We start from the raw sequence: 22,283 nt of genomic DNA on the forward strand, positions 1-22,283 counted from the left end.
TGTCCTTATACCGGAATATTGTCTAAGTCATCGGCATCCGACAACGCCGCCGCACTGCCCGTGCCTAACGTCTGTGGCGCACTGGCCATCATGGTGTCGAGCGCGGTATCAGTGCGAGCTTGAGCACTGATTGACGCCGACGCCAGCAAACGCTGCGCATCCGCAACGCTCATCCCCGGCGTATTCGCCAGCTCGGCCGCCAGTCCTTCACGTCCTTTGGCCTCTGTACATCCCAAGATCCCCGTCATACGCTCACGTTCAGCGGTGACCGCGGCGTTTAACTGCTCGGTGGTCAAGGTGGCGCTAGCACTTGATGCTGCCGGCACCACATCATTCGTCGTTTGTGCCACAACCTCGATGGTTGTCGCATTTGCTTTTTGGGACATTCTCCCTCCTGTCGGGTAAATTTTAGTATTTAACGTATCGGCCATCAGATTGAGTGCATCGGCATTAATCACCAATGCATCGGAAAGCCCCACATCGATAGCTTCCTGACCAGTAAATACCTGAGCCTCGGTTTTCATGACGGACTGTAACGATAATCCGCTGTGCTCAGAGACTTTCTGCGCAAACTGCATGCGGGTTGCATCGATACGACGCTGAAAATCTTCTCTTACGGCGTCTGGCAATTTTTGATACGGATTGCCATCCACTTTATGGTTACCGCTATAAATCAACGTGATTTCTATGCCAGCCTGCTCCAACTGACCGGCATAGTTGCTGTGCGCCATGATGACCCCGATAGACCCCACGCGCGCAGTCTGGGTTATCAGGCGATGACTGCACGAACTGGCAATGAGTTGCCCCGCCGAACAGTGCATATCATTGGCTAACGCCCAAATAGGTTTATGCTCTCGAAAGCGCGCAATCATGTCGGCGGCATCAAAGGCCCCCGCCACCATCCCGCCCGGCGTATCCATATCCAGCAAAATGCCCTTAACATCCGGATCGGCTATCGCCATTTCAATCCGGGTGATGAGGCCGTTATAGCCCGTCATACCCGAATATGGTCGCAACGATCCGGCTTTGCTCACCAACGTGCCCGAGACTGATAGCTGAGCGATACCTTGCTGTACGTCATAGCCTCTATCTGTACCGATCGATGAGCTCCCTAAATATCCAGCCGTGACCTCCGGCATCTGGGCGGATTCAATCACAGCGCCGCTGCTGTCAATCAATCGGCCCGCACCAATTTCCTGCCCGAGCGCGCAAAAGAAAACCCGCGCATAGGCGGGTTCAAGTAACAGCGGCTCATTAAAGGCAAGACTGGCAATATGCGGCAAATTACGCGTTTGCATTTTTCTCCTCTTGTGCTGATGGTTGGGACTGTGCACGCATGACATCGGCAACCCATGCCGGCGGGGTTAAGCCCGCCGCTTTGCGTTCTTCAGACTCTCGGCACTGCTGGCGGAAAATATCCTGATAATCTTCCCCATATTTGCCGCATTCTTTCTCGTAAGTGCTCAGTCCAGCCTCGATAAGCATGATAGATTCTTGCACCTCCTTCACCCCATCGATCGCCATACGCCCTGCACCAATCCACTCTGCATTTCCCCATGCGCAGCGAGCCTCTTGGAAGGAGAAACGGGCATTTTTCGGCATCGTGACCACACGCCGCACCAGCGCTTCTTCTAACCAACATCCAAACATCTGGCTCGCCTGACGTGCGGCAATGAATTTGCGACGCCCTAAGAAATAGCGCCACGACTCGTTAGCCGAGGCTCGCGCACTCGAGTAGCTCACTTGGCTGTAATCACGAGAAAGTTGTTCGTATGACACGCCAAGCCCTGCCGCGATATAGCGCAGCAATGACTTTTCAAACACCGAATAACCGTTATCAGCATTCTGGGCGGTTTGTAATTGGAGCTTATCGCCGGGGAACAAATGCGGAATTTTAGCCCCGTTAAATTTGACCTGTGCCGCTTGGTAATACACAAGGTACTGTTCGAGCATTTGATTGAGCGGGGAGGCTGTACCCGGTCCTTTATCAGCACCGAGGATAAACTCAAAGGCTTTCTCAGAATCTAACTCAGACTCAATGGTTGCTGCATACATGGCTTTTACGATGGCACTTTGCAGTTGAGTGTTTTGCAGCGTATCGAGCATTTTCATTTGCTCCATCACGCTGTAGAACTGATTAGCACCTCGCGTTTGCCCATCCTCCACCGGCTCAAAAATGTGGATCATGCTGGGGCGGCCATTCGGCATCTCACGGGGAATACGGACCCATTTCTGTGTCCCAAAATGAGGATAACTGTCCTCACTCACCCAATAAGCTACCGCGGCACCATGGCGATCAATTTCTACCCCTGCGCGACGCTGCTGCGTATCGGTTCCGTTATAAGGATTACTGATACGTTTGGGGCTAACCATCTTAAAACGTGTACGGAATAAGTCGCCATGGCTCTCACTCCAGCACGGCTGTACGCCCAACTCACCATTAAAAGCATGCATGGCCACGCCTTCGCGGATCATCATGGTAAAGGTGCGTTTGCGCTCAACATCCAAGCAACAGTTATAGTCTTCGGCATATTCTCGCCATGCGGCTTCAACCTCATCCGAAAACGCTCGCGCATCTTGCTCATCAATACCGAGATAACGCCAGTTTGGACGATGGCTCAAACGAAAAAACGATCCGACGATATGATCCTGGTGTAGCTGAACGCCATTAGCCGCAAATCCATTATTGCGCACCAAATCATCAGCACGTGCGTTGCCGCGTTCTAACGTAGGTAATAATGCGGCATCGACACTTTCAGTTTGTGGGATCCACTTCGCGAGCTGCCCCCCAAAGCCACTACCGCCCCCATGGTATCCGGCATATTCACGTAGCGCCGTGTGGCCATCCGGCCCCAACAGTTCCGGTGCTGATGGATTCATAGCACCACCCCAGACGGCGGACGGCGCCGGGAATATTGCCCCAACTGGCCTTTTAAGTTGTCGATATAATTTTGTAATTGATCGAGAGAAGCGGAAGTAAAATCGACTTTACGCCCGTCTTTTTGCACGGAAACCACACGTTTCCCAATCAGTAAGTCATGCAGCGCACGCTGTGCCGCTGCCAAATCATTTTCAAGGCTCACATCATCCTCCTAGGCTTGCGGCTAAAGCGGCTAAATCTTTAGACGGGGTCTTTAGTGTTGTCGGCGACTGCTGTGCCTCCCAAAGCGCATTCAGGTCTAATTGCCAACGCGATACGCTGATGCGCAGTGCCGCCAGCGCATAAACAAAACAGTCCAGCGCCTCATTGCGTCGTTTTTTAGCATCCCACATGAGCTTCACCTTGCCGTTTTCGTATTTTTCCACCAGCTCTTCAGCGGTTAATTGCTGGGCTTCAATCAGATCAAAAACATCAGGGTTATTTGGAAAATGGACCACGCCCGCACCCGATTCACTTTCGGCAGGCGCAATCTTAAAGCGGGAATAAATCACTTCCTTCGCCGTATCAGTGCCAATTTCCGTGAGAAACACGCCATCTTTATTTTTCTTACGTGGCATATTGGCCACTGGCTTGCCATATACGCTTGCTCCCTTGATGGGAATGACGCGAAATAGACCGAGCCTCTTCGAACGCTTATAGACAATGCTGGGGTCAATACCACCAGAGTCCCAACAAATACGCCCAATACTGACTAACGAGCCATCCTTTCGGGTGTATTGCCGCGCTATCGCCGCATCCACACGTAACAAGGTTTCCTCTTCGTCATGCCGCCCCATGACAATGATGCGATCGATAAGAAAAGCCTCTTCATCCGGCCCCCATCCCCATACTCGGCACTCGTAACGGTCGCGTTGGGAGTCGATCCCCATCGTAAGATAGACAGCACGTTCAGGGACCTGTGCAGGATAAAACTCAGCGCGTTCATGCAATACCTCGGCATCGAGGCGATCGCCAATATCCTCCGACCACGTCTCCCCCAGCGTCGTATTCACAAAGGTTTTACGCTTTCCCGGATCCCCCAAAGTCTTACGAAACTCTTTCACCATTTGTACCCACGTGGTGAATGGGCTGTACGCGGTCCAAATGTGGAAGGACACCGAATCAGGCGGGTCAATCTCCGTCCCTGTGGAGCTAAACCATCGCAAACCGTCCGTTGTGGTCATGCCAGTGGTCTCGCAGATGTACCGTCCATCAGCAAAATTCACTTCGTTCTGATGAATAACGCAGGCATTGTGCTCGCACAGGTAATAGACACTCTTGGGTTGTCCTGCTTCCCATTTGAAGCCACACGGGGTTTCTTTGTCTCCCCACTTGAGAAACTGTTCACCACCGCAGTGTGGACATTTAATGTGGTAACGCATCAAATGCTCAGACTCTCGCGCCGCGCGCTCTATCTGGCAGATGCCTTTAATTTTTGGTGTTGAGCCACGGATCGATTTAGGCCAAACCGAGCCCTCAATACGCTTATCACCCAGAAAGGTGGGTGAGCCCTCTTTCTCGATGTCTTCATCGAAAGCTGCCAGCTCGTCGTAACTAACAAAATCAACTGACTTTTCACGGTAGTTCTTCGCCGCTTTGCCGCCTAAACACCAGAAGCCACGCCCATTGGAAAAGCGCTTCATCGAAAGCGTATTATCTCGGTTCTTTTTGCCATACCACGGCGCTAGCGCAAGTAGTCCGGGCACATCACGGATCGTCGGTTCAATATGCGATTTCATGAAGTTCTCAGCGTCGCTATCGGTGGGTTGCCAAATAAGCCCGTTGCGCTGTTTATGCTCAATGAAGTAGCTGATAACACCCAGCAGCATCTTGGAGTAACCAACACGTGCTGACTTAATAAGATTCACTTCTCGGATATCATCGCTGCCCATGGCGTTCATGATCGCCACCTGAAACGGCAACGTTTCCCAGCGCCCTTCTTGGTACGAAGACTCTTTTGGGAGGTAGTAATTTTCGTTGGCCCACTCCACGGCGCACACCGGCACGGGACGAAACAGAACACGTAATCCTGCTGAGACCGTTTGCTGCAAACTACGAATTTGTTTGCTCGATATATTCATTCAACAGCTCCGGCACTAACTCCCCTGTTGCCGCGGCTTTATTCATCGCTTTGACCACATCGCGCTTTAAAAACTCGATATGCCTATTCTCTAACTCAGGGAAACGACGCTGCATGGAAAGAGGAATACCATCTAAAATACCAGCGATTTCGGCGGCAACACGGGAGAGGACAAAAACACAAAAGGCAGTCTCTACCACTTCCGCCATATCTTTTGCATTCTTTAGCTCTTGAGCGTCAGCTTGCGCTTTTGTTAGTCGCCAACGCTCAAAATCAATATTGACCGCGGGATCATCCTCAGCAGCCGGTTGTTTGTGGCTCTGATGCTCGAGCCGGTTTTCCAAAACAGTACGCACATCGTAGAGCACTTCGCGACCACGGCGTTCGGTGGGCGTGACACCCCATTTATCAAATGCCTGAACAGAAATCCCGAGACTCGCCGCCATATCTCGCTTATTGAGGCAGACGGTCATGGATCACCTCCTCAGGTTGGTGTTAGTTGTTATGTTTTTTTACGAAATGCGCGCGGGACAAGGCCTGAGGGGGAACAACGAAACAACAACCAACTCTCCAAAAAAGCTCATAAATAGCGATATTTCGCGCGTCTACCGCCCCTCGGTGTATTTAGATGCTAGAAAGGACCCATAAAAAGCCGCCCGTAGGCGGTTATCAATTACTGAATCTTTTAAAATGATAAATTAAGCTCAAATCGATTAATTTCATATGAGTAAAAAAGCCTTGTTTTAGACCAAAATGCTTTCGCTGCATCATCAAGTGGCTCAGCAAAAATACTAGCGATATTCATTTCCATAGCCAAAGATATGATCTGAGAGACGACCTCCGATCCATACCCCTCACCTCGAAATTTATTAAAAATATAAAGTTTGGAGATTTCTAACATCGTTCCATTGTCGGTATCAATGCCGCAGCAAATAACATAACCAAGCAGATGTTTACTATCTCTACAAATGAAGCTAATAAATTCACTGCTTCCTATCAGTCTCTTATGGACGATGAATGGCGCTATGTTGCAGCTTTCAGGCTCTTTCCTAAGCGCTTCATTTATCTCTAAAACTTCACTTTTATAGGATAAAATCTTTAGTACAACCAATTCAAAACCCACCCATTTCCAATCATTACAGGATATGCTGCAAGAACAGAACATATTACAATATATTAACAATTGCATGTAATTTGTTAAACATGTGGCGAGGTATATGTAAAAGGGCTGAACGATATGATAAATGACTCTAACGTGACTGAGCACCCCCATTTCACTTAGCGCTGCTCACATTTGATGATGACATTTCCATTTACACTCCGAATTCGGAAACGGAACCACATAAAGCTTTTAACGTTATCATTTGATAAATAGTTTATTTTTTCATTTTATGATTGAATATTTGACTCACCATTTTTTAGAAATAGATGCAACGTTGTAACCTGATTTAGCAACCACACTACTAACAAAAATTTAAATCAACAAGCCTCTTTTGTGGTAATGGACATAAATAGCCATAACAATATAATTAAATAAAATCAAATGGTTAAGGAATTATTTGATATTGCTATAGCCTTAGCCCTGCAGGATTCAACATTCTCTTCTATGCTGAATAAGTCGTTTTTATTTTATAAGGAGGCAATTTATGGGTTTGTTTGAGAAAGCTAAAGGTGTAGCAAATGAAGCGGCCGGTCATGTAGAAGAGTCCTATGGTGAAGCTACCAATTCGCATGAACATAGATTAGAGGGGCAGGCTCGACAAATTTACGGTAAAGGTTTAGGTGCTGCATCTGACGTGGTGGATACAGCGAAACAGCAAGTAGAAACAAACCCTCTTGCTTCGGTAGCTATTTCAGCTGGTATTGGTCTAATTCTAGGCTACTTACTTGGTAGAAAGTAATCTCTGGCCCCTCATTTAGGGGCTCTTGCTCTAAATCTTTGAAAACGAAGATTGAGTTAATCGTATTCATACCATTCATGCTTTCGCTTCATTCTCCGTGTCATAAAATTAGGTAAGCCTGATAGCTGTGCACTCATGCGCAGTCACCCTCTGTTAATTAATATCTATATCTATAGAAAATTTTAATTACCTCCAAAGTGATGAACGCCAAAGCTGTCACTTCTCCCTTATTACAATTGCCAGCAATTGAAATAATACTCATGCTAACAATTTACTAAGAATACACTTCTGTGTGGTTCTGGAATGCACAATGCAATTCAGATGTAAAATAAACTTAGCAAGTACTGAGGCTAAAAAATAATTATATGCAATCTGTTTAATAAATATTTAGAAATGCTATCATTTGCATAAATATTAAAACAAGGACACGAAAGTTGAACACTACTTTTCTTACTGCTGCTTCAGTGTTACTTGTTTTCTCAGTTTCTAACTGTGATATGAGTATTCCCAAAGAAAACAGGCACACGCTTAAATCTATGTATAAGAGGTTTGAGGTTAGAGAAAAATTGCAGTGCATGCATAGTCCGGCTTGCGATGTGATAAGGCATTAATTATAAGCTCTTTTCGTGTACCATTAATCACCAGTGTCTGTCTTAATTGCACTGAGTTCTAACGTAATCTTGTAACCCATTAATCATTGTTTCGGATTGTCTGATCCGTTCGACGAGACTGAGATAATCCCGTTCAGCGGAGTCATTAAGTCGGGGGCTAGTTGCATCAGGCTTGCCGGTGGCGGCGGTGGTTTCTGGCAGTTTTGGACAACTGGCCGCGATGCGCAGCCGCTTAGCACCAGTGTTAAGGTCAACACGAAGAGTTTCAATTTGTGACTTAGCATTTACTAACTCCTGCATATACTTCGCGTCCAAAGCCGCATTAAGCTGCTGACGGTGAGCCATATCATTAATGGTGGATTGGCGTTCACGGGCTAACTGTTCAGCAGCAATGCGGTCTTTATCAATCTGATGGTATTTAACGCGGTAATGGTCAGCTATTCTCCCAGAGACGACCAACGCCACCAGCAACAATCCTATTGCCATCATTCGCCAACTGAAATTTATATTCATTGGTCTATATCCCAACAGGTAAGCTCCGACTCTTGCCCTCTCCGCACCGGCTGCCCCGCGCAATTATTTTCTTTAATCCGACAATCTCTACCGCCGTCGAATATCCAGCGCTTTATCTCAGCGCAAGCACCAATGCGATCACCAGCATTCAACTTCTTATAGAACGTTGAGGGAAAGCATTTGGCTGGGCCAATGTTGTAAGGGCAAAAAGAAGCGATACCCGCGATGGCTGGCTCGGAAAGTGGCACAGTCACATTTCGCTTAACCCATGCGATGGCTTTATCACGCTCTACAGCGTCGTAGCGCTTGCACTGGCTGTATGAAAGTTTCAGCCCTCGAGTGACTGGTCTCCCTTCAATATGCGTCAAACCACGGCATATCGTCCAAATGTCACGTCCATCCTGATACGCAATAGTTCGAACGCCCTCTTTCTCATCGAGAAACTGGTCGAGGATTTTATCTGCTGTGGCTCCGCCGAGAACTAATGCCAGAACTGCAGCGCTAAGTTTTGTTTTAGTCCCCATCAATCACGCTCCAGCATTTCCAGCTCTTCATTCACCAGCGCAGCAGCTATCACCTGACGGCTTTGAATCCATTCACGTAATAAGCGCTCACGACGGCAGCGGAAATAAATCCCCGAAATAAGGCCAGCCAGAGTGCAAAAAATGCCAACAATGATGCCGACAATCATCCACTCATTAGGTGAGAAGTAATTAATCAGGCTGAATAGCCATGACGAAAGCCCACCGGCGAGCAAGGTGTTATCGGCAGCACGTGTGTACATTCTTTTCATCCTTCACCTCCACCAGCGAGGCAGGGTTATTTAGTGAATAGCGCCCAGCCGTAAAACCACTCTCAGCTAGAAAGTGTTTAATGTGTGGATGGTTGTTGGCTGGACGCTAGAAATAAAAAAGCCCCCCCAGAGGGGACCTTTAAAAGATGATTACGATATTAGGACCATATTCTATTAAAAAAGGTTTAACTTTTAAAAAACGCAGTGACTTAATTTCTAATTACTAATATATATGAACCAAGAATCATCTCATCCTGATAAATATAAGACAAAAGCAATACCTTTGAAAAAAAGATCATTTTCAATTACTTAACATGAAGCATTAGAGTTAATTATGATGTAATAAGAAAAACAAATACTCATCATAAAATAAATAGATCTAAATCAATAAGTTGCGATTCATCCTAGGGTATCAATTACTAACTGCGTTTGATTATACATTAGCATCGCTTTTCCCTGGTGTTGGCCTATGGCCCCTCTCATCTGAAATTACGGGGGTGAGAGGTTTCTTTTTTATTACGTGTGGAGTTCCATCGAATGAAAAATAGTCGATTGTTTCTTATTGCCAACAGCTATGTAAAAGTGGTTTGCTCAGAGCCTGCAAAAATTCTTTTGATTAATGAAAAGTATTTCGACAAGTTTTGTAGAGATAGCTGGGCCGACTATCATGGTGGTTTTTTTACCAATTTCCCGGCCATTGTCGAAGTTCCATACGATGGGATTTGGAATATTGTGATTGATACTCATAGTCATGGAGACACTGAGCCTTCAGTGAGCATATCTATTTTGCCTAATCATGAATTATTAGAGCACCAAGACATGCCCAAATAGTAAGGGAAGTCTAATTACAGGCAGTTATCAATGTAGGAGTTCACCATCAACCACAACTGTCATGAGCACTGGGTAGCCACCCCACGTTGATTCCTAGATGAATACCAACTCAGTACTCATGCAGTTGTTCAGCACATCAAACGCTCCGGTTTACCCTTCTTCGCTGACTGATGTGCTGAATGCCGTGGAAAATCCTCCCGTCCACTTCTCTCACAAACTAGCCGAGATCCACGGCATGTATAAACGTAACTTATAAGTAGATTCTATTCAATCAATCTACGTTACTCCCAAACGATCATTTATTTCCCAAGCAATGGTAAAATCATCCGTTAGCAGGCATTTTTCGTTGACTAAGATATTACAGGGAGAAACGCTTCGCCCATTCTGTGATCTGTTCACCGTAGATGAACTGAATGTTGAATGATTCTGTTGGGCTCTGTACCGGCCCCAAGTAAGCAACACAGGGATACTTTTTCGGTCGATTATCAAAAATATAATCAACGATGTCAGCTTCATCAATCAGGTCATCGTCAGCAAAACAAGTAGCTCTAACCCACAAATCATATACAGCTTCGTTAAGCAGTAGTTCCATCGCATTTCTCTGTAAGTAGTTTACCCACATACAGAGTAGACGAACTCATGTTAGTTGTGCTGAAAATTGAATTCACAGATGACCACTTCCCAAATTCAGGAATATCCGTACAGCCTCCTACCATCCATCAGGGAAGTAGAGTTAGTGTATAGATGGTTGTTGGCTGGATGCCATGTTCAAAAAACCCGCACTTGGCGGGTTTATATGTAATTTTGGCAACATACCAAATTAACGTTAAATATGGCTCATTTTGTTGACTTTTGCAATAACTTTGTCGTTAAAATGCACGATATCATCAATTCTTTTGTTATCTACATCACGCAATACGCCTTCATCTAATCGCTCACACTCAAGGATCAAGTGTGCCCAATGATCAGCATAGTGTTTTGACCAATTGTCCGGGGCAATCCCCAGCAAGCTCGCTAATTCACATGCTTTACGCTGCTCTCCATCCATAGCTCTGCGAGTGTAGGCATACTGCTGCACTGCCAGCCACACCAATTGTGCAAGTCGTGACGTCACTTTCTTTGTGATCCGCTTGCCTGCTAACGTCTTTTTGAACTCGTCCCATACATGTTTAGTGATCAGGACTTGATAGTCATAGTTCAGGTCATGCGCATAGCAATACCGAATCCATCCAAGCTGGTGGCCATCAAGTGTAGATATTGCCCGGCGCCACGAACTAAGACAGAACACAATTTCTTCAATTGGTGGCCTTATATCCTTACCGCCTCGAGTTTCTGCACACTTAACCGGATCAGCAATGCGAACCTGCCCGCCAACTTCGCGCACTGGCTTACGTGGATAACGTGACGTGTTTACCAATGCCGCTCCCTGAAACGCATCAAGCTGGCCTTTTGTTGCTCCGACAATGTTTGCAAGTGCCAGCGAAACGCAGCTTCTTACATACTCTAAATGCTGTAAATTCATTACTCAGCGCTCCCCACACGTTACGCTTTGAAAATTGCGCCAACACCCAGCGCGTAATTTAAAAATTCAATCAATAGGAATCGCTGATCCCCGTGTTTCTGCTCCCACGCCCCAACATCCTTGTGCAACTTGTCGTGGCACCGTCTGCATAACGGCAACACGAACAGGTCATGCGTTTTGGTTCCCATGCCACCGAGCCCGTGGTTAATCACATGATGCGGATCGTCAGCTGGTTTACTGCAACCGCAGCACTTTTGCGTTTTTACCCACCGCGTGTATTTCTCACACTCCCACCGCTGTAACTTAGGTTTCAACATAAAGCTCGCTGGTGGCGCTTCATCACCCGAAAGCTTGATAACGGGTTTTACCTGCTCCACAAGATCGGTAACAATAGAGAATGGATCTGGCTCCCACGGGTTAATATCCGCCTCTTTCGTTGTGCCTCCGATGGTGGGGAGTTCCATCCCAGTAATAGCGTACGCAGGAAGAAGGTCTGCTACACCGTTTAGCGTCGCCCACCAGCACACCTCAGCAAATGAAATCTCTCGCCCTTCACTCAGATCCAGTTTGATGCGAATGGCCTCGAGTAAGCATTCAATCCTGTTCTGCATAGCAATCGACATCATGGCTTCTGTGAAATGCGTGCGAGTACGATTATCACAACTCCAGCACAGCCGAACCGCGCTGCCCTCATAGGGTGTTGTCACTAGCTCTTTATGGTGCCAATCCGCATGCCACTGGCATTCATCCTTCTCATCGAGCCATGTGAGCAAACTATCCAACCCACCAGCTGCTCGATAAACACGATCATTAGCCCAGAAAGCAGATAGGCGCGGATCTGCGGCTAATGTCTGATGTTCTGCAGGAATTTCACCCGTTGGCAATTCACGCAGAGCACGGGGTTCATCAGAAATGTACAGGCGTTGCTGTTGTTTGAAATGATGCATCAGACCGGTACCGGGGCGCAGTAGCACTACGCCCAGATCTGACTGAGGAAACGCAGTCAGTAACAATCTCATGCTGCCACCAGCTTTTCAGCCATACGACGAACTTGCGCCAGAAATGCATCACCCCGAGTGATTAGATCATCGCGGGTGACATAACTGATTGCTGGTCCACGCCATTGCTTATCCAGAATGACCACCGCTCCAGCAAAAAACGCGCCGGTAGGCTTTTGCTTCTCATCAGCAGGCTTAAACCACACAGGCAGATCAAAGCCGATACGCCCACGAATGAAAGCAACATGATCGGCTTCTTCTGGCCACCACACTTCGCTTGTCGCAGCCTTAATCAGGAGGATGTAACGACCGCCCTTCTCACGCATAGCCATCGCATGATCGATAATGTGGCGCATGCCTGTGACATATTGCCCTTCATACTCTTTAACGCGGCTGTACGGTGGGTTTGCGTATGCCGCACCGCCTAGCTCTTTTAGACGTTCTGACCAGTCCTGAGTAAGTGCGTTATCTTCAGCGGTGTAGTACGCGTCACATTTGGCATTATCAGCATCAGCAAACAGATCGAGAGTAATTGGCCCGAACATAGCGTTAATGCCCCAAAACAATGAATCTGGAGTACGCCACTGATCGCCAACGTCTTTTAGGTAGTGTTCAGACTCTGCACGTTGTGCTGCTAAATCGGCGCAGTATGGGTTGATATTCATATTCACGACAGCACCTCCAAGCTGACAACCGTTTCAAAATCCATTCGCGGATCAGCTGTTACATACGTCGCACGGCAATGAATTGAGCACTGGTTACGGCATTTCACTGCGTGTTCCATATCTTCTTCGGTACCACAGTTCTCAATGACTCGGGACCATTCATATTCAGCGCGGCGCCACTGCTTTGATGCTTCGCAACGTCTAGCTCTTTCCTGATGAAGTTGAACCAGTGCTGGGCGATGGCGACGAATAACTGGCACGGTTTTAATTTTCATGATCATGTTCTCCAGCCAGTGGTTGGCGCTGAATATTCCTGCTTCGAGAAATCCATATTGACGTAGCTTGCTGGCTGTTTTGCTTGCGTGCCTGTAGGCCACTGAGATCTTGGCAGTCGACCAGCGGCCACCCATTTGGTCGCCGAACTGAGATATGCGGGGAATTTTGCTGGGCGAAACAGCGTCACCGGATTCAGGTTCGCTGAAAAATCAGGATTGCTGGCCCAACGCTCGACACTGAAATCCACAACCAACACCAGCTCGTCAGTGGTGAACCCTTCACGCAGTCGGCCACGGATATTATCGAGTGACGATTTGCAATTCTGGTACCGAGATGCGGTTACTTGGTTCAGGTGTTTGAGTACCTGAATGGCCTGATCGGTAATTTCCACCTCAGGGTCGGCCGAAGGCTGACAAAAGGTTTTAATACTTGATGGTTCAGGTGTTGATGTTACTGATGGATCGCCCCCAGATTCTGACGGGTGAAAACCGCCCTTTTTGCTGGATTTCGACGCGTCGGATTTTGACCCGTCAAATTTTGAGGCGTCAGATTTTGACGGGTCAGATTCTGACGCATGAGCAGCTAGCCGAAGTTTCTCAACATTAAGCTGGTAAATATTGCTGGCGTTCCGGTTACCTGCTCGGCGTTGTTGGCGGCTAACCCACCCTTCTCTCTCAAGTTTACCTAGCGCTGTACGTACGGTGCTTTCACCCGCGCCAATCTGGCGAGCAATGGTGGTCACTGAGGGCCAGCTTTTGCCCTCGTCACTGCTGAAATCTGCCAGACGAGCCATGATGGCCACCTCTGAGAGTTTTAACCCCGCAGCTGCGCAACCGTCCCAGACGTAACCTGATAACTTGTTGCTCATACATCGATCCTTTCAAAACGAGAGCGAAAGAGAATGAGCGGCGATGCACACTCAAAGTCATAGCCCTGACGGCGATAAATCACTTTCTGGTTAATCCGGTCGTAACGGATAACGTGGACAACAGTCCCTTTCCTGTCGCGATAGAAGCGATCAAGAGAAGCAATCCCGTGTGTCATGACGCCCTCCGCTTTCTTGCTATAACACCCACAATGGCCACCGCCCTTCTGTGGTTACATGGCACCCAGCGGTTTGCTATTCTTCGTTCATACCGTAACGGCGCTGGTGGCCGGACGTTTGTAGCTGGTAAGCAACGCAGTTGCGGCACCTGAGTATTTACTGTTAAATTGCTCACGCGATTATTTCTCCACACAAGAATGTTTCGCACCCGACGCCAAGAGCTGCATACTCTTGGCGTCACCCTCTCCCCACAACATTTCTGAAATCACCCAAATCTCAGCTATCAAAGACTGTGCGCGATACCCTTTAGCACGTAGGCGTTTGCTTTCTTCTTGGTCAAGCACGCCATCATGGGTGAACTCGTTATGTGCTCGGCTAAAATCACCCAGCGCCGCAAGCAGATCGTTAAACTTGTGCAGCAGCTCTTCATTTCCAACCTGCTCGATGTCAGGCAGTTTTACGAACACTCCACCAGCGCGTTTGCACATAGCTTCGGTAATATCCGTGCGGCCGGAAAATGCCTCCATCTGAATGGCCATCCCGAACGGCACCATTTGCCCACCGATCTGGCGAACGCGGTTACTCAGCGCGTTATGGGTACCGTTGTGCGAAAGCTGTTGCGCCATCGCTTCATACCCGCCTGGTGTCGATGTGATCAACTTGTGCATTGCTGCCGTCATATCTGCCGGAGCTGGAAAGTTTTTGTTGTCCACAGCGTTGGTCTCTCTTTTGTGGTTTTACTTTTGGTCTGGTTACTTATGATTCTTAGGTGGAAACAACCCGTCTAAAGTGACCACGCAGCCCAGTTGGTTAAAAGCCATTACAATTTTTCGGCACGATTCGAGATCTGGAGCTCTTATCCCTGATTCGTAATTAGCCACCCGAGACTGTGACCAGCCACACTTAGCCGCAAAAGTTGTTTGTGAAACGCCCAGCTTTTTTCGTTCTGATGCAATGTTGTTCATTGTCAATCCTTCGTGAGTATGAATACCGTCATTAAACACGTTTTGTGTTTAGCATGCAAACACAAAACGTGGAAAGCCATTTAACACGCTATGTGATAAATAGAGTTCTATGAACACAAATGAAGAAATCGCAAAACGCCTCAAGAATTTGAGGGAAAGAAAGGGTCTATCTCAAAAGGCTCTAGCAGAGCTTTGCGGATGGAAATCACAATCACGCATAGGCAATTATGAGCTAGGCACTCGTAGTATCAGCGCTGATGATGCTGTCATAATCGCTAAAGCCTTAGACGTTAGTGCTGCTGAGCTCTTATTTGGAGATACCGGATTTAGCAATGTCTCAAATCCTAGGCCATATGAGAGAGGGAATCTCTACCCAGTAATTAGCTGGGTAAGTGCAGGCGCATGGGCAGAGGCCTGCGAACCTTACACAATTGACCAAATAGATGAGTGGTTTGAATCAGACGCGAAGATTGCTGGTACAGGCTTCTGGCTTCGTGTTCAAGGTGACTCGATGACTGCCCCCACAGGCTTGAGTATACCCGAAGGCACGTTGGTGCTGGTCGATACTGGGCGCGAACCAATTAACCATAGTCTCGTTGTCGCTAAGTTGACTGATGCAAATGAAGCAACCTTCAAACGCCTTATCATCGATGCTGGCCAAAAATACCTTAAAGGGCTTAATCCCTCATACCCATTAATTCCAATCAACGGGAATTGCAAAATTATCGGCGTCGCGATCGAGACAAAACTGAGACTGGTTTAGCCCATAAAACCTCAATTTCCTCATAAGGATTTGGGGTTTTACACATCTTTCTTCCCTTCAAATTGCCTCATATTTGCTAAACACACAAAATAAACACATTTTGTGTTTGACATGATAAACACATTTTGTGAATATCATTCATGTCGTAAACACAAATCATGTTCAGCTTATGTTCTTTACCCTTATAAATGAGGTTTTGTGAGCGCTACAAACTACAGAGAGAAGAGCTCGGCCTCACATTTGTAAACCTTCAGCCCCGAGCCCTTCTATGTGTGGAGAGTAATTAATTAAATCTATCTGTTTGTGTGAATTTTAATTAATTCGCACCGGAGATACTCATACCTAAAAAATGTGGAGGAATAATCGTGAAGTTAAGCGAATTATCAGCAAAGACACTCGTTAAGCAGGCGCATGCAGGCACCAAGCTAGTGAGTGGGCAATACCCGGAGGCCGCAGCAATATTGCGTGAAGTCACTACTCGATATGACGTGTTGTATGAAGTGCGTCTGCAAGCCAAGGATGCAGAAAGAAAGCCTGAGCTTGTAGATTTGAGCCAACAGATAGAACTACTAGACAGAATCCTTAGCTGGATTTTGAAAGAGCTTCCTACGCCAACAAAAAAGGCTGCAGCAATGGCCATGAGGCTAAGCTCGGTAATAGAGATCATTTCAAACCTTGAACTCCCAGCACAGGTGCAGATAAATGACTAACTCAATCGTGATCGACATTGAAACTATGGATGTGCGCCCTTCTGCTCTAATCCTTTCTATAGGGGCCTTCGCTTTTGATATCTCAAACATCGAGAAGACACGCAGTTCAATTCTTGAAGTTAGCAGGGATCTAGATGTAGCCGAGTATTCTCCATATGCCTTTTACGCACTTGTCGATACGTTTAATCAGCTTATGTCTGGCCGTTCTGTTGGCAAAGATAATCAGTTCTGGTGGAAAACTCAGGGGGAAGATGCTCATGAAGCTTTAGCCGGTGAGCGCCATTCATTAAGCACGCAGCTGCTGAACTTATCCAGCTGGATCGCTCAGCATAATGATGCCCGGATATATTTTCGTGGTACTGATTTTGATGGCTCCATTTTGGAACATGCTTATCGCCAATGCGGTTTGACCTGCCCTTGGAAATACAACGGCAAGCGAGACGTCCGCACGTATATCGATGCGCTAACTGGCAGCCAAAAAGGTTACATCGTGGACCACCAGCCATGTTTTCAGATTATTAAGCATCATGCACTGCATGATGCAATGAATGATGCTGAGCAAATGGTCATAGCCTACTCTGGCAACATGGCATCCCATTAAAACTGATTATTAGTACCCAAACTACCCGCCAGCTCATACTGTGCTATTGGGCTGGCTATCGAGGAATGACTATGGCGCGAATGCTTCCATTGCTGGAGTGGGCAAAAGAGGAATTTGGCGACCTCGCCCCTAGCGAAAGAATCTTAAAAAAATATGCCAAGGGGCAGATGATCGTCCCACCTGCTCAGAAAATTGGTCGAGAGTGGATGGTTGACCGCAATGCTCGATATGTGGGCATGCTGGTAACACCTGTACTCTCAAAGACGGCAAATCCAATGCTAAAAAGGATTATTTCAGATGGCTGCTCGTCCACGCTCGCATAAGATCACTATACCGAATCTGTATAGGAAATTAGATAAGCGTAATGGAAAGGTCTACTGGCAATATAAGCATCCTATCACCGGTAAATTTCACAGCTTAGGGTGCGATGAAGATGAGGCCAAACAGGTCGCTAGTGAAGCAAACGTAATTATTGCTGAGCAGCGTACAAGGCAAATCCTGTCCATTAATGACAAAATTGCGCAGTTAAAAGGCTCGAGAGAATCCATTACTGTTTCTGAGTGGCTTGATAAATATATAACCATTCAGGAAGAACGAATTAAAAACGAGGAATTAAGACCCAATACATACAAGCAGAAAATAAAACCCGTCCGTCTGTTCCGTGAACACTGTGGTATGCAGTATTTAAAAAGCATTACTACTCTCGATATCTCAGAGATTGTCGATCCAGTAAAGGCCGATGGACACAGCCGTATGGCTCAGGTCGTTCGAATGGTTCTGATTGATATATTCAAAGAGGCCCAGCACGCTGGGCACGTGCCTCCAGGCTACAACCCTGCACAAGCAACCCGACAGCCCCACAACAAAATCTCACGACAGAGATTATCTCTTGTGGAGTGGCAGGCGATTTTCACACAAGCAGATCACCACCCAGCCTATCTCAAGAGCGGGATGCTATTAGCATTAGTCACCGGCCAAAGGATCGGAGATATATGCGCGATGAAGTTTTCGGATATTTGGGATGACATGTTGCATGTAACCCAAGAAAAGACAGGCATGAGATTGGCGATCCCACTGAGCCTCAGATGCAACGCGATTGATATGAGCCTTAGAGATGTAATTGCGGTATGCCGCGATGCCGTTGTCAGTAAGTATTTGGTTCATTTTAGGCATTCAACATCTCAAGCCACACGCGGCGGAAATGTATCTGTAAGTTCGCTGACAACGACTTTTAAGAAATCACGCAACAATTGCGGTATCAGTTGGGAAGAAAAGACAGCACCAACCTTTCACGAACAAAGATCGTTATCGGAACGACTGTATCGAGAGCAAGGAGTCGATACGCAAAAACTACTTGGGCATAAATCTAAAAAAATGACAGATAAGTACAACGACGATCGGGGGAAAGATTGGATGGTTGTTGCTATATAAAAGAGCCAATCACAGGAGGGTTTTGGGGAAGAATTTTGGTGGAGTTTTGGGGAAGATTTCTCGTTAACAAAAAATAACGGGGCTCTAACAGCCCCGTTTACATTTACGCTATTACATGTGCTTAATAATCGCGTCACCAAACTCTGAACATTTCAGCAGTTTAGCGCCTTCTAACTGACGTTCGAAGTCATAGGTCACGGTCTTGGCAGCGATCGCGCCTTCCATGCCTTTAACAATTAAATCAGCCGCTTCGAACCATTCCATGTGACGCAGCATCATTTCAGCGGACAAGATAATAGAACCAGGGTTTACTTTATCCTGACCCGCATACTTAGGTGCGGTGCCATGAGTCGCTTCAAACAGAGCGCATTCATCACCGATGTTAGCGCCCGGTGCAATACCGATACCACCAACCTGTGCAGCCAGCGCATCAGAAATGTAGTCACCGTTCAGGTTCATACAGGCGATAACGTCATATTCAGCAGGACGCAGCAGGATCTGTTGCAGGAACGCATCCGCGATCACATCTTTAACGATGATGTCTTTGCCGGTTTTAGGGTTCTTGATTTTAACCCATGGGCCACCGTCAATCAGTTCGCCGCCGAATTCTTCACGCGCCAACTGGTATCCCCAGTCTTTGAATGCGCCTTCGGTGAACTTCATGATGTTGCCTTTGTGAACCAGCGTCAGAGAGTCACGGTCGTTGGTGATCGCGTACTCAATCGCCGCGCGAACCAAACGCTTAGTGCCCTCTTCCGAGCAAGGCTTGATACCGATGCCGCAATGTTCAGGGAAGCGAATTTTCTTCACGCCCATTTCATCACGCAGGAATTTGATCACTTTATCAGCTTCAGCGCTGTCTGCTTTCCATTCGATACCGGCATAGATGTCTTCTGAGTTTTCACGGAAGATCACCATATCGGTCAGCTCTGGCTGTTTCACCGGGCTTGGCGTGCCCTGATAGTAACGGACTGGGCGCAGACAAACGTAGAGGTCGAGCTGTTGGCGCAGTGCAACGTTAAGAGAACGAATACCGCCGCCAACCGGGGTGGTCAGTGGGCCTTTGATAGCCACGCGGTAGTCACGAATAAGGTCCAGCGTCTCTTCAGGCAGCCATACGTCTTTACCGTAGACCTGAGTCGATTTTTCGCCGGTGTAGATTTCCATCCAAGAAATTTTGCGTTCGCCTTTGTAGGCTTTGTTAACGGCTGCATCAACGACTTTGATCATCGCAGGAGTCACGTCAACACCGATACCGTCACCTTCAATGAACGGAATCACCGGGTTATGCGGAACAACCAGTTTCCCCTGAGCATCAACCGTAATTTTCTTACCTTCAGCCGGAACAACAACTTTGCTTTCCATTAACCTCTCCTTCAGCGCACGTACTTATAAAATACCGTTTATAAATATTACTACCCATTAACCTGGGTCATTCGTTTTTGTACAGTAACTGCTTGATTTCGCAAAGGCATGAATTTTTAAAAATGCAGCCTTTTGTTAATGCATTGTAAGATACCTGTCAATATTACTTGAAATATTGTCCGTCGCCAATCGGAATACGATTTCAGTTATAATGTTGTGACCATCTGCTATCATAATCACTATGCCAAAATTCCCTGTTAAAAATCACAACGTTAACCGATTCAGCTCGCGTCCTAATGCGGCTGTGAAGCGTCCACGTGGGCCACGAAAAGTGGTCATATTCAACAAACCTTTCGACGTTTTGCCTCAGTTCACCGATGAAGCAGGACGCTCTACATTAAAAGATTTCATCCCGTTGACCGATGTTTACGCGGCTGGCCGTCTCGATCGGGACAGCGAAGGCCTGCTGGTGCTAACCAACGACGGCAAACTTCAGGCTCAGTTGACTCAGCCTGGGCAAAAAACAGGTAAGGTCTACTATGTTCAGGTTGAAGGTGCACCAGACGAAGCCGCTCTGGAGCAATTCCGCCGTGGCCTTGAGCTAAAAGATGGTATGACACTCCCTGCTGGGATTGAAATCGTTGCGGAACCAGAATGGCTCTGGCCGCGCAATCCGCCGATCCGTGAACGTAAATCCATCCCTACCACATGGATGAAAGTAACGCTTTATGAAGGCCGTAACCGGCAGGTACGCCGAATGACAGCGCATATTGGTTTCCCCACCCTGCGCCTGATCCGCTACAGCATGGGAGATATTACGTTGCAAGATCTCGCCCTCGGCGCTTGGCAAGAAATCCAATATCCATAGCCAGAAAGCATGGCTAAATAACGAAATGGTTAATCAGTTATGAATAGCTAACTCATAGAAGAAGGAAATCTGATGCTAAAACCTCATGTGACCGTTGCCTGCGTCGTGCAGTCTCAGGATCGTTTTTTGATCGTAGAAGAAACCGTACACGGAAAACCAACGTGGAATCAGCCTGCGGGTCATTTGGAGACCGACGAAACCCTGCTAGATGCTGCGGTGCGTGAGCTATGGGAAGAGACGGGCATACACGCCCAACCTCAGCACCTCTTGCAGATGTATCAGTGGGTTGCACCAGACAATACGCCTTTCTTGCGTTTTACCTTCTCGATTGATTTACCCGAACAGCCGGAAACGCAGCCGCACGATGACGACATCGATCGTTGCCTGTGGCTCACCGCCGATGAAATTATCCACAGTGACCGCCTGCGGTCGCCGCTGGTACGCGAGAGTATCCTGCGCTATCAACGCCCTGAGCGGTATCCGCTGGAAATTCTCGCCACCTTCGGTGAGCTAAAAAGAAGCTAATTAAGCTATAAGCCCCGCATCGGCGGGGTTTTTCTTGTCCTCTCGACACAGCGTGCTTGCGATCACACTTTTTACCTTTGATATTCTTATTCGTCACAATTGACGTTTTTTTAACTCATAAAAATGACGACCCCCGCTCAAATCACCTTATTTAATTCTCCCTAAAAACGTTACCTATTCTTTTTATTAGAGAAATTTTCCAGGCTCCTCTTTGGCACAGATCGTGCTCATGCATTGAGCATGCTAGTCACCGTTGTGATCTGAACCAGAGGACCGAACATGAATCGCTTTGTGATTGCAGAACCTTTGCGATGCATTGGCTGTAATACTTGTCTGGCGGCCTGCGCCCAGACGCACAAGGAACAGGGTTTGCAACAGCACCCTCGCCTTGCGATGACGCGTACTGGCGACCAAACGGCGCCCATCCTGTGCAGACAGTGTGAGGACGCGCCGTGTAAAAGGGTATGCCCTGTTAACGCCATCAGCCAAGGCACCGACGCCATTGAGCTAAACGAAAGCCTGTGCATCGGCTGCAAACTATGTGGTCTGGTCTGTCCCTTCGGAGCGATTACGCCTTTCGGCAGTCACTCTCTCGATCTTCCTGACCAATTTCAATATCACGTCAGCGCGGCTGAACTGGCCGATGTGCCCGTCAGTTCGCCGACGATGGAGCCCTTTCTAGCGTGGAATGCAGGCGTACGCAGCATTGCCGTCAAATGTGATCTATGTGCTTTCTCACCGTCTGGCCCCGCCTGTATCCAAGTTTGCCCTACTGATGCGCTGCACTTGGTCGATGAAAAACTGATCGCACAGCAGCTGTTGCAACGCCGCTTGGAGGCCTCTTCTGAGTTAGCGTCTGACCTTCTGGCGCTCGCCATCCCACCGCAGGAGCACCTCTAA

General features: G+C 47.5%; 30 protein-coding genes. 11 read left to right on the forward strand and 19 right to left on the reverse strand.

All coding sequences use genetic code 11. The annotated features are described in order from the left end of the window. Positions 1-5: 5 nt before the first annotated feature. The 6 genes from CPY98_RS11715 to CPY98_RS11740 all read right to left on the reverse strand — a co-directional run bounded on the left by CPY98_RS11715 (position 6) and on the right by CPY98_RS11740 (position 6,123). Positions 6-1,298: a S49 family peptidase gene (locus CPY98_RS11715; protein WP_096387796.1), complete on the reverse strand. Its 1,293-nt coding sequence runs from the start codon at positions 1,296-1,298 to the stop codon at positions 6-8. After that, positions 1,285-2,880 carry a phage portal protein gene (locus CPY98_RS11720; protein ID WP_096387798.1) on the reverse strand — a complete coding sequence of 532 codons (1,596 nt, stop codon included), beginning with the start codon at positions 2,878-2,880 and terminating at the stop codon, positions 1,285-1,287. The genes CPY98_RS11715 and CPY98_RS11720 overlap by 14 nt, the downstream gene beginning before the upstream one ends. Further along, positions 2,877-3,083, reverse strand: a complete 207-nt coding sequence (locus CPY98_RS11725; RefSeq protein ID WP_072307257.1) for a phage head-tail joining protein — start codon at positions 3,081-3,083, stop codon at positions 2,877-2,879. Before CPY98_RS11725 ends, CPY98_RS11720 begins: the two co-directional genes overlap by 4 nt. A 1-nt stretch (position 3,084) precedes the next feature. Beyond that, complete coding sequence (locus CPY98_RS11730; protein ID WP_096387800.1) at positions 3,085-5,001, reverse strand: phage terminase large subunit family protein; 1,917 nt, start codon at positions 4,999-5,001, stop codon at positions 3,085-3,087. Further along, on the reverse strand, positions 4,973-5,473 hold the full coding sequence (locus tag CPY98_RS11735; RefSeq protein ID WP_096387802.1) for a terminase small subunit: 501 nt from the start codon (positions 5,471-5,473) through the stop codon (positions 4,973-4,975). Before CPY98_RS11735 ends, CPY98_RS11730 begins: the two co-directional genes overlap by 29 nt. A 212-nt stretch (positions 5,474-5,685) precedes the next feature. Continuing rightward, positions 5,686-6,123 carry a GNAT family N-acetyltransferase gene (locus tag CPY98_RS11740; protein WP_072307254.1) on the reverse strand — a complete coding sequence of 146 codons (438 nt, stop codon included), beginning with the start codon at positions 6,121-6,123 and terminating at the stop codon, positions 5,686-5,688. A gap of 523 nt (positions 6,124-6,646) precedes the next feature. Between CPY98_RS11740 and CPY98_RS11745 the strand changes: the two genes are divergently transcribed. Next, positions 6,647-6,901 carry a YqjD family protein gene (locus tag CPY98_RS11745; protein WP_227658306.1) on the forward strand — a complete coding sequence of 85 codons (255 nt, stop codon included), beginning with the start codon at positions 6,647-6,649 and terminating at the stop codon, positions 6,899-6,901. Positions 6,902-7,554: 653 nt separating this feature from the next. Here the strand turns inward: CPY98_RS11745 and CPY98_RS11750 are convergent. Genes CPY98_RS11750 through CPY98_RS11760 form a run of 3 tightly spaced genes read right to left on the reverse strand, consistent with a single transcriptional unit; the run spans position 7,555 to position 8,809 of the window. Further along, the gene (locus tag CPY98_RS11750; protein ID WP_231899408.1) at positions 7,555-8,025 is read right to left on the reverse strand and encodes a lysis protein; all 471 of its coding nucleotides are present in this window, start codon (positions 8,023-8,025) and stop codon (positions 7,555-7,557) included. Continuing rightward, entirely contained in the window at positions 8,022-8,549 is a 528-nt protein-coding gene (locus CPY98_RS11755; protein ID WP_166493273.1) for a lysozyme, read from the reverse strand. Before CPY98_RS11755 ends, CPY98_RS11750 begins: the two co-directional genes overlap by 4 nt. Beyond that, entirely contained in the window at positions 8,549-8,809 is a 261-nt protein-coding gene (locus CPY98_RS11760) for a phage holin (RefSeq protein ID WP_231899409.1), read from the reverse strand. The genes CPY98_RS11755 and CPY98_RS11760 overlap by 1 nt, the downstream gene beginning before the upstream one ends. Positions 8,810-9,355: 546 nt before the next feature. Between CPY98_RS11760 and CPY98_RS11765 the strand changes: the two genes are divergently transcribed. Further along, on the forward strand, positions 9,356-9,649 hold the full coding sequence (locus tag CPY98_RS11765) for a DUF1883 domain-containing protein (protein ID WP_072308778.1): 294 nt from the start codon (positions 9,356-9,358) through the stop codon (positions 9,647-9,649). Positions 9,650-9,746: 97 nt separating this feature from the next. Next, the gene (locus CPY98_RS20865; protein ID WP_155403083.1) at positions 9,747-9,905 is read left to right on the forward strand and encodes a hypothetical protein; all 159 of its coding nucleotides are present in this window, start codon (positions 9,747-9,749) and stop codon (positions 9,903-9,905) included. A gap of 102 nt (positions 9,906-10,007) precedes the next feature. On the opposite strand, the gene CPY98_RS11770 is transcribed toward CPY98_RS20865, so the two are convergent. From CPY98_RS11770 to CPY98_RS11810, 9 genes are all read right to left on the reverse strand, one after another. After that, positions 10,008-10,241, reverse strand: coding sequence for a hypothetical protein (locus CPY98_RS11770; protein ID WP_072308777.1), 234 nt, complete (start codon positions 10,239-10,241; stop codon positions 10,008-10,010). A gap of 234 nt (positions 10,242-10,475) precedes the next feature. Further along, positions 10,476-11,171 (reverse strand): bacteriophage antitermination protein Q, encoded by a 696-nt coding sequence (locus CPY98_RS11775; protein ID WP_096387808.1) that lies wholly within the window; start codon positions 11,169-11,171, stop codon positions 10,476-10,478. Positions 11,172-11,191: 20 nt separating this feature from the next. Beyond that, entirely contained in the window at positions 11,192-12,190 is a 999-nt protein-coding gene (locus CPY98_RS11780; RefSeq protein WP_096387810.1) for a DUF968 domain-containing protein, read from the reverse strand. Beyond that, positions 12,187-12,834: a phage N-6-adenine-methyltransferase gene (locus tag CPY98_RS11785; protein WP_096387812.1), complete on the reverse strand. Its 648-nt coding sequence runs from the start codon at positions 12,832-12,834 to the stop codon at positions 12,187-12,189. Before CPY98_RS11785 ends, CPY98_RS11780 begins: the two co-directional genes overlap by 4 nt. 2 nt (positions 12,835-12,836) lie before the next feature. Continuing rightward, positions 12,837-13,109, reverse strand: coding sequence for a PerC family transcriptional regulator (locus tag CPY98_RS11790; RefSeq protein ID WP_130992435.1), 273 nt, complete (start codon positions 13,107-13,109; stop codon positions 12,837-12,839). A 2-nt stretch (positions 13,110-13,111) separates the two neighbouring features. Continuing rightward, entirely contained in the window at positions 13,112-13,978 is an 867-nt protein-coding gene (locus CPY98_RS11795) for a conserved phage C-terminal domain-containing protein (RefSeq protein ID WP_096387816.1), read from the reverse strand. Next, a complete protein-coding gene (locus CPY98_RS11800; RefSeq protein WP_072308768.1) occupies positions 13,975-14,154 on the reverse strand; it encodes a DUF4222 domain-containing protein in 180 nt (59 codons plus the stop codon). The genes CPY98_RS11795 and CPY98_RS11800 overlap by 4 nt, the downstream gene beginning before the upstream one ends. Positions 14,155-14,334: 180 nt before the next feature. Next, positions 14,335-14,868, reverse strand: a complete 534-nt coding sequence (locus tag CPY98_RS11805; protein WP_096387818.1) for a YmfL family putative regulatory protein — start codon at positions 14,866-14,868, stop codon at positions 14,335-14,337. 39 nt (positions 14,869-14,907) lie between these two features. After that, positions 14,908-15,120, reverse strand: a complete 213-nt coding sequence (locus CPY98_RS11810) for a helix-turn-helix transcriptional regulator (RefSeq protein WP_096387820.1) — start codon at positions 15,118-15,120, stop codon at positions 14,908-14,910. 109 nt (positions 15,121-15,229) lie between these two features. Here CPY98_RS11810 and CPY98_RS11815 point away from each other — a divergent pair, with 109 nt between their 5' ends. From CPY98_RS11815 to CPY98_RS11835, 5 genes are all read left to right on the forward strand, one after another. Beyond that, a complete protein-coding gene (locus tag CPY98_RS11815) occupies positions 15,230-15,883 on the forward strand; it encodes a LexA family transcriptional regulator (RefSeq protein WP_096387822.1) in 654 nt (217 codons plus the stop codon). 365 nt (positions 15,884-16,248) lie between these two features. After that, entirely contained in the window at positions 16,249-16,593 is a 345-nt protein-coding gene (locus CPY98_RS11820) for a hypothetical protein (protein ID WP_096387824.1), read from the forward strand. Further along, positions 16,586-17,194, forward strand: coding sequence for a 3'-5' exonuclease (locus tag CPY98_RS11825; protein WP_096387826.1), 609 nt, complete (start codon positions 16,586-16,588; stop codon positions 17,192-17,194). Before CPY98_RS11820 ends, CPY98_RS11825 begins: the two co-directional genes overlap by 8 nt. Before the next feature lie 71 nt (positions 17,195-17,265). Continuing rightward, entirely contained in the window at positions 17,266-17,517 is a 252-nt protein-coding gene (locus CPY98_RS11830; RefSeq protein WP_096387828.1) for an excisionase, read from the forward strand. Next, entirely contained in the window at positions 17,492-18,625 is a 1,134-nt protein-coding gene (locus tag CPY98_RS11835; protein ID WP_096387830.1) for a phage integrase Arm DNA-binding domain-containing protein, read from the forward strand. The genes CPY98_RS11830 and CPY98_RS11835 overlap by 26 nt, the downstream gene beginning before the upstream one ends. A gap of 111 nt (positions 18,626-18,736) precedes the next feature. On the opposite strand, the gene icd is transcribed toward CPY98_RS11835, so the two are convergent. After that, positions 18,737-19,990: an NADP-dependent isocitrate dehydrogenase gene (gene icd / locus CPY98_RS11840; protein ID WP_025797012.1), complete on the reverse strand. Its 1,254-nt coding sequence runs from the start codon at positions 19,988-19,990 to the stop codon at positions 18,737-18,739. Between the two features lie 241 nt (positions 19,991-20,231). On the opposite strand from icd, the gene rluE reads away from it, so the two are divergent. The 3 genes from rluE (at position 20,232) to CPY98_RS11855 (ending at position 22,283) form a co-directional block, all read left to right on the forward strand. Further along, positions 20,232-20,858 carry a 23S rRNA pseudouridine(2457) synthase RluE gene (gene rluE, locus CPY98_RS11845; protein ID WP_096387832.1) on the forward strand — a complete coding sequence of 209 codons (627 nt, stop codon included), beginning with the start codon at positions 20,232-20,234 and terminating at the stop codon, positions 20,856-20,858. A 72-nt stretch (positions 20,859-20,930) separates the two neighbouring features. Continuing rightward, positions 20,931-21,383: an NUDIX hydrolase gene (locus tag CPY98_RS11850; protein WP_096387834.1), complete on the forward strand. Its 453-nt coding sequence runs from the start codon at positions 20,931-20,933 to the stop codon at positions 21,381-21,383. A gap of 279 nt (positions 21,384-21,662) precedes the next feature. Then, positions 21,663-22,283, forward strand: a complete 621-nt coding sequence (locus tag CPY98_RS11855) for a 4Fe-4S dicluster domain-containing protein (RefSeq protein ID WP_096387836.1) — start codon at positions 21,663-21,665, stop codon at positions 22,281-22,283.

The organism is Hafnia sp. CBA7124 (assembly GCF_002355555.1).
Classification (GTDB): domain Bacteria; phylum Pseudomonadota; class Gammaproteobacteria; order Enterobacterales; family Enterobacteriaceae; genus Hafnia; species Hafnia alvei.

Bases quoted from the DNA above. Each gene is read 5' to 3' on its own strand.
- CPY98_RS11715 (WP_096387796.1), bottom strand. From the start codon at position 1,298: ATGCAAACGCGTAATTTGCCGCATATTGCCAGTCTTGCCTTTAATGAG.
- CPY98_RS11720 (WP_096387798.1), bottom strand. From the start codon at position 2,880: ATGAATCCATCAGCACCGGAACTGTTGGGGCCGGATGGCCACACGGCG.
- CPY98_RS11730 (WP_096387800.1), bottom strand. From the start codon at position 5,001: ATGAATATATCGAGCAAACAAATTCGTAGTTTGCAGCAAACGGTCTCA.
- CPY98_RS11735 (WP_096387802.1), bottom strand. From the start codon at position 5,473: ATGACCGTCTGCCTCAATAAGCGAGATATGGCGGCGAGTCTCGGGATT.
- CPY98_RS11745 (WP_227658306.1), top strand. From the start codon at position 6,647: ATGGGTTTGTTTGAGAAAGCTAAAGGTGTAGCAAATGAAGCGGCCGGT.
- CPY98_RS11750 (WP_231899408.1), bottom strand. From the start codon at position 8,025: ATGAATATAAATTTCAGTTGGCGAATGATGGCAATAGGATTGTTGCTG.
- CPY98_RS11755 (WP_166493273.1), bottom strand. From the start codon at position 8,549: ATGGGGACTAAAACAAAACTTAGCGCTGCAGTTCTGGCATTAGTTCTC.
- CPY98_RS11760 (WP_231899409.1), bottom strand. From the start codon at position 8,809: ATGTACACACGTGCTGCCGATAACACCTTGCTCGCCGGTGGGCTTTCG.
- CPY98_RS11765 (WP_072308778.1), top strand. From the start codon at position 9,356: ATGAAAAATAGTCGATTGTTTCTTATTGCCAACAGCTATGTAAAAGTG.
- CPY98_RS20865 (WP_155403083.1), top strand. From the start codon at position 9,747: ATGAATACCAACTCAGTACTCATGCAGTTGTTCAGCACATCAAACGCT.
- CPY98_RS11770 (WP_072308777.1), bottom strand. From the start codon at position 10,241: ATGGAACTACTGCTTAACGAAGCTGTATATGATTTGTGGGTTAGAGCT.
- CPY98_RS11775 (WP_096387808.1), bottom strand. From the start codon at position 11,171: ATGAATTTACAGCATTTAGAGTATGTAAGAAGCTGCGTTTCGCTGGCA.
- CPY98_RS11780 (WP_096387810.1), bottom strand. From the start codon at position 12,190: ATGAGATTGTTACTGACTGCGTTTCCTCAGTCAGATCTGGGCGTAGTG.
- CPY98_RS11785 (WP_096387812.1), bottom strand. From the start codon at position 12,834: ATGAATATCAACCCATACTGCGCCGATTTAGCAGCACAACGTGCAGAG.
- CPY98_RS11790 (WP_130992435.1), bottom strand. From the start codon at position 13,109: ATGAAAATTAAAACCGTGCCAGTTATTCGTCGCCATCGCCCAGCACTG.
- CPY98_RS11795 (WP_096387816.1), bottom strand. From the start codon at position 13,978: ATGAGCAACAAGTTATCAGGTTACGTCTGGGACGGTTGCGCAGCTGCG.
- CPY98_RS11800 (WP_072308768.1), bottom strand. From the start codon at position 14,154: ATGACACACGGGATTGCTTCTCTTGATCGCTTCTATCGCGACAGGAAA.
- CPY98_RS11810 (WP_096387820.1), bottom strand. From the start codon at position 15,120: ATGAACAACATTGCATCAGAACGAAAAAAGCTGGGCGTTTCACAAACA.
- CPY98_RS11815 (WP_096387822.1), top strand. From the start codon at position 15,230: ATGAACACAAATGAAGAAATCGCAAAACGCCTCAAGAATTTGAGGGAA.
- CPY98_RS11825 (WP_096387826.1), top strand. From the start codon at position 16,586: ATGACTAACTCAATCGTGATCGACATTGAAACTATGGATGTGCGCCCT.
- CPY98_RS11830 (WP_096387828.1), top strand. From the start codon at position 17,266: ATGGCGCGAATGCTTCCATTGCTGGAGTGGGCAAAAGAGGAATTTGGC.
- CPY98_RS11835 (WP_096387830.1), top strand. From the start codon at position 17,492: ATGGCTGCTCGTCCACGCTCGCATAAGATCACTATACCGAATCTGTAT.
- icd (WP_025797012.1), bottom strand. From the start codon at position 19,990: ATGGAAAGCAAAGTTGTTGTTCCGGCTGAAGGTAAGAAAATTACGGTT.
- rluE (WP_096387832.1), top strand. From the start codon at position 20,232: ATGCCAAAATTCCCTGTTAAAAATCACAACGTTAACCGATTCAGCTCG.
- CPY98_RS11850 (WP_096387834.1), top strand. From the start codon at position 20,931: ATGCTAAAACCTCATGTGACCGTTGCCTGCGTCGTGCAGTCTCAGGAT.
- CPY98_RS11855 (WP_096387836.1), top strand. From the start codon at position 21,663: ATGAATCGCTTTGTGATTGCAGAACCTTTGCGATGCATTGGCTGTAAT.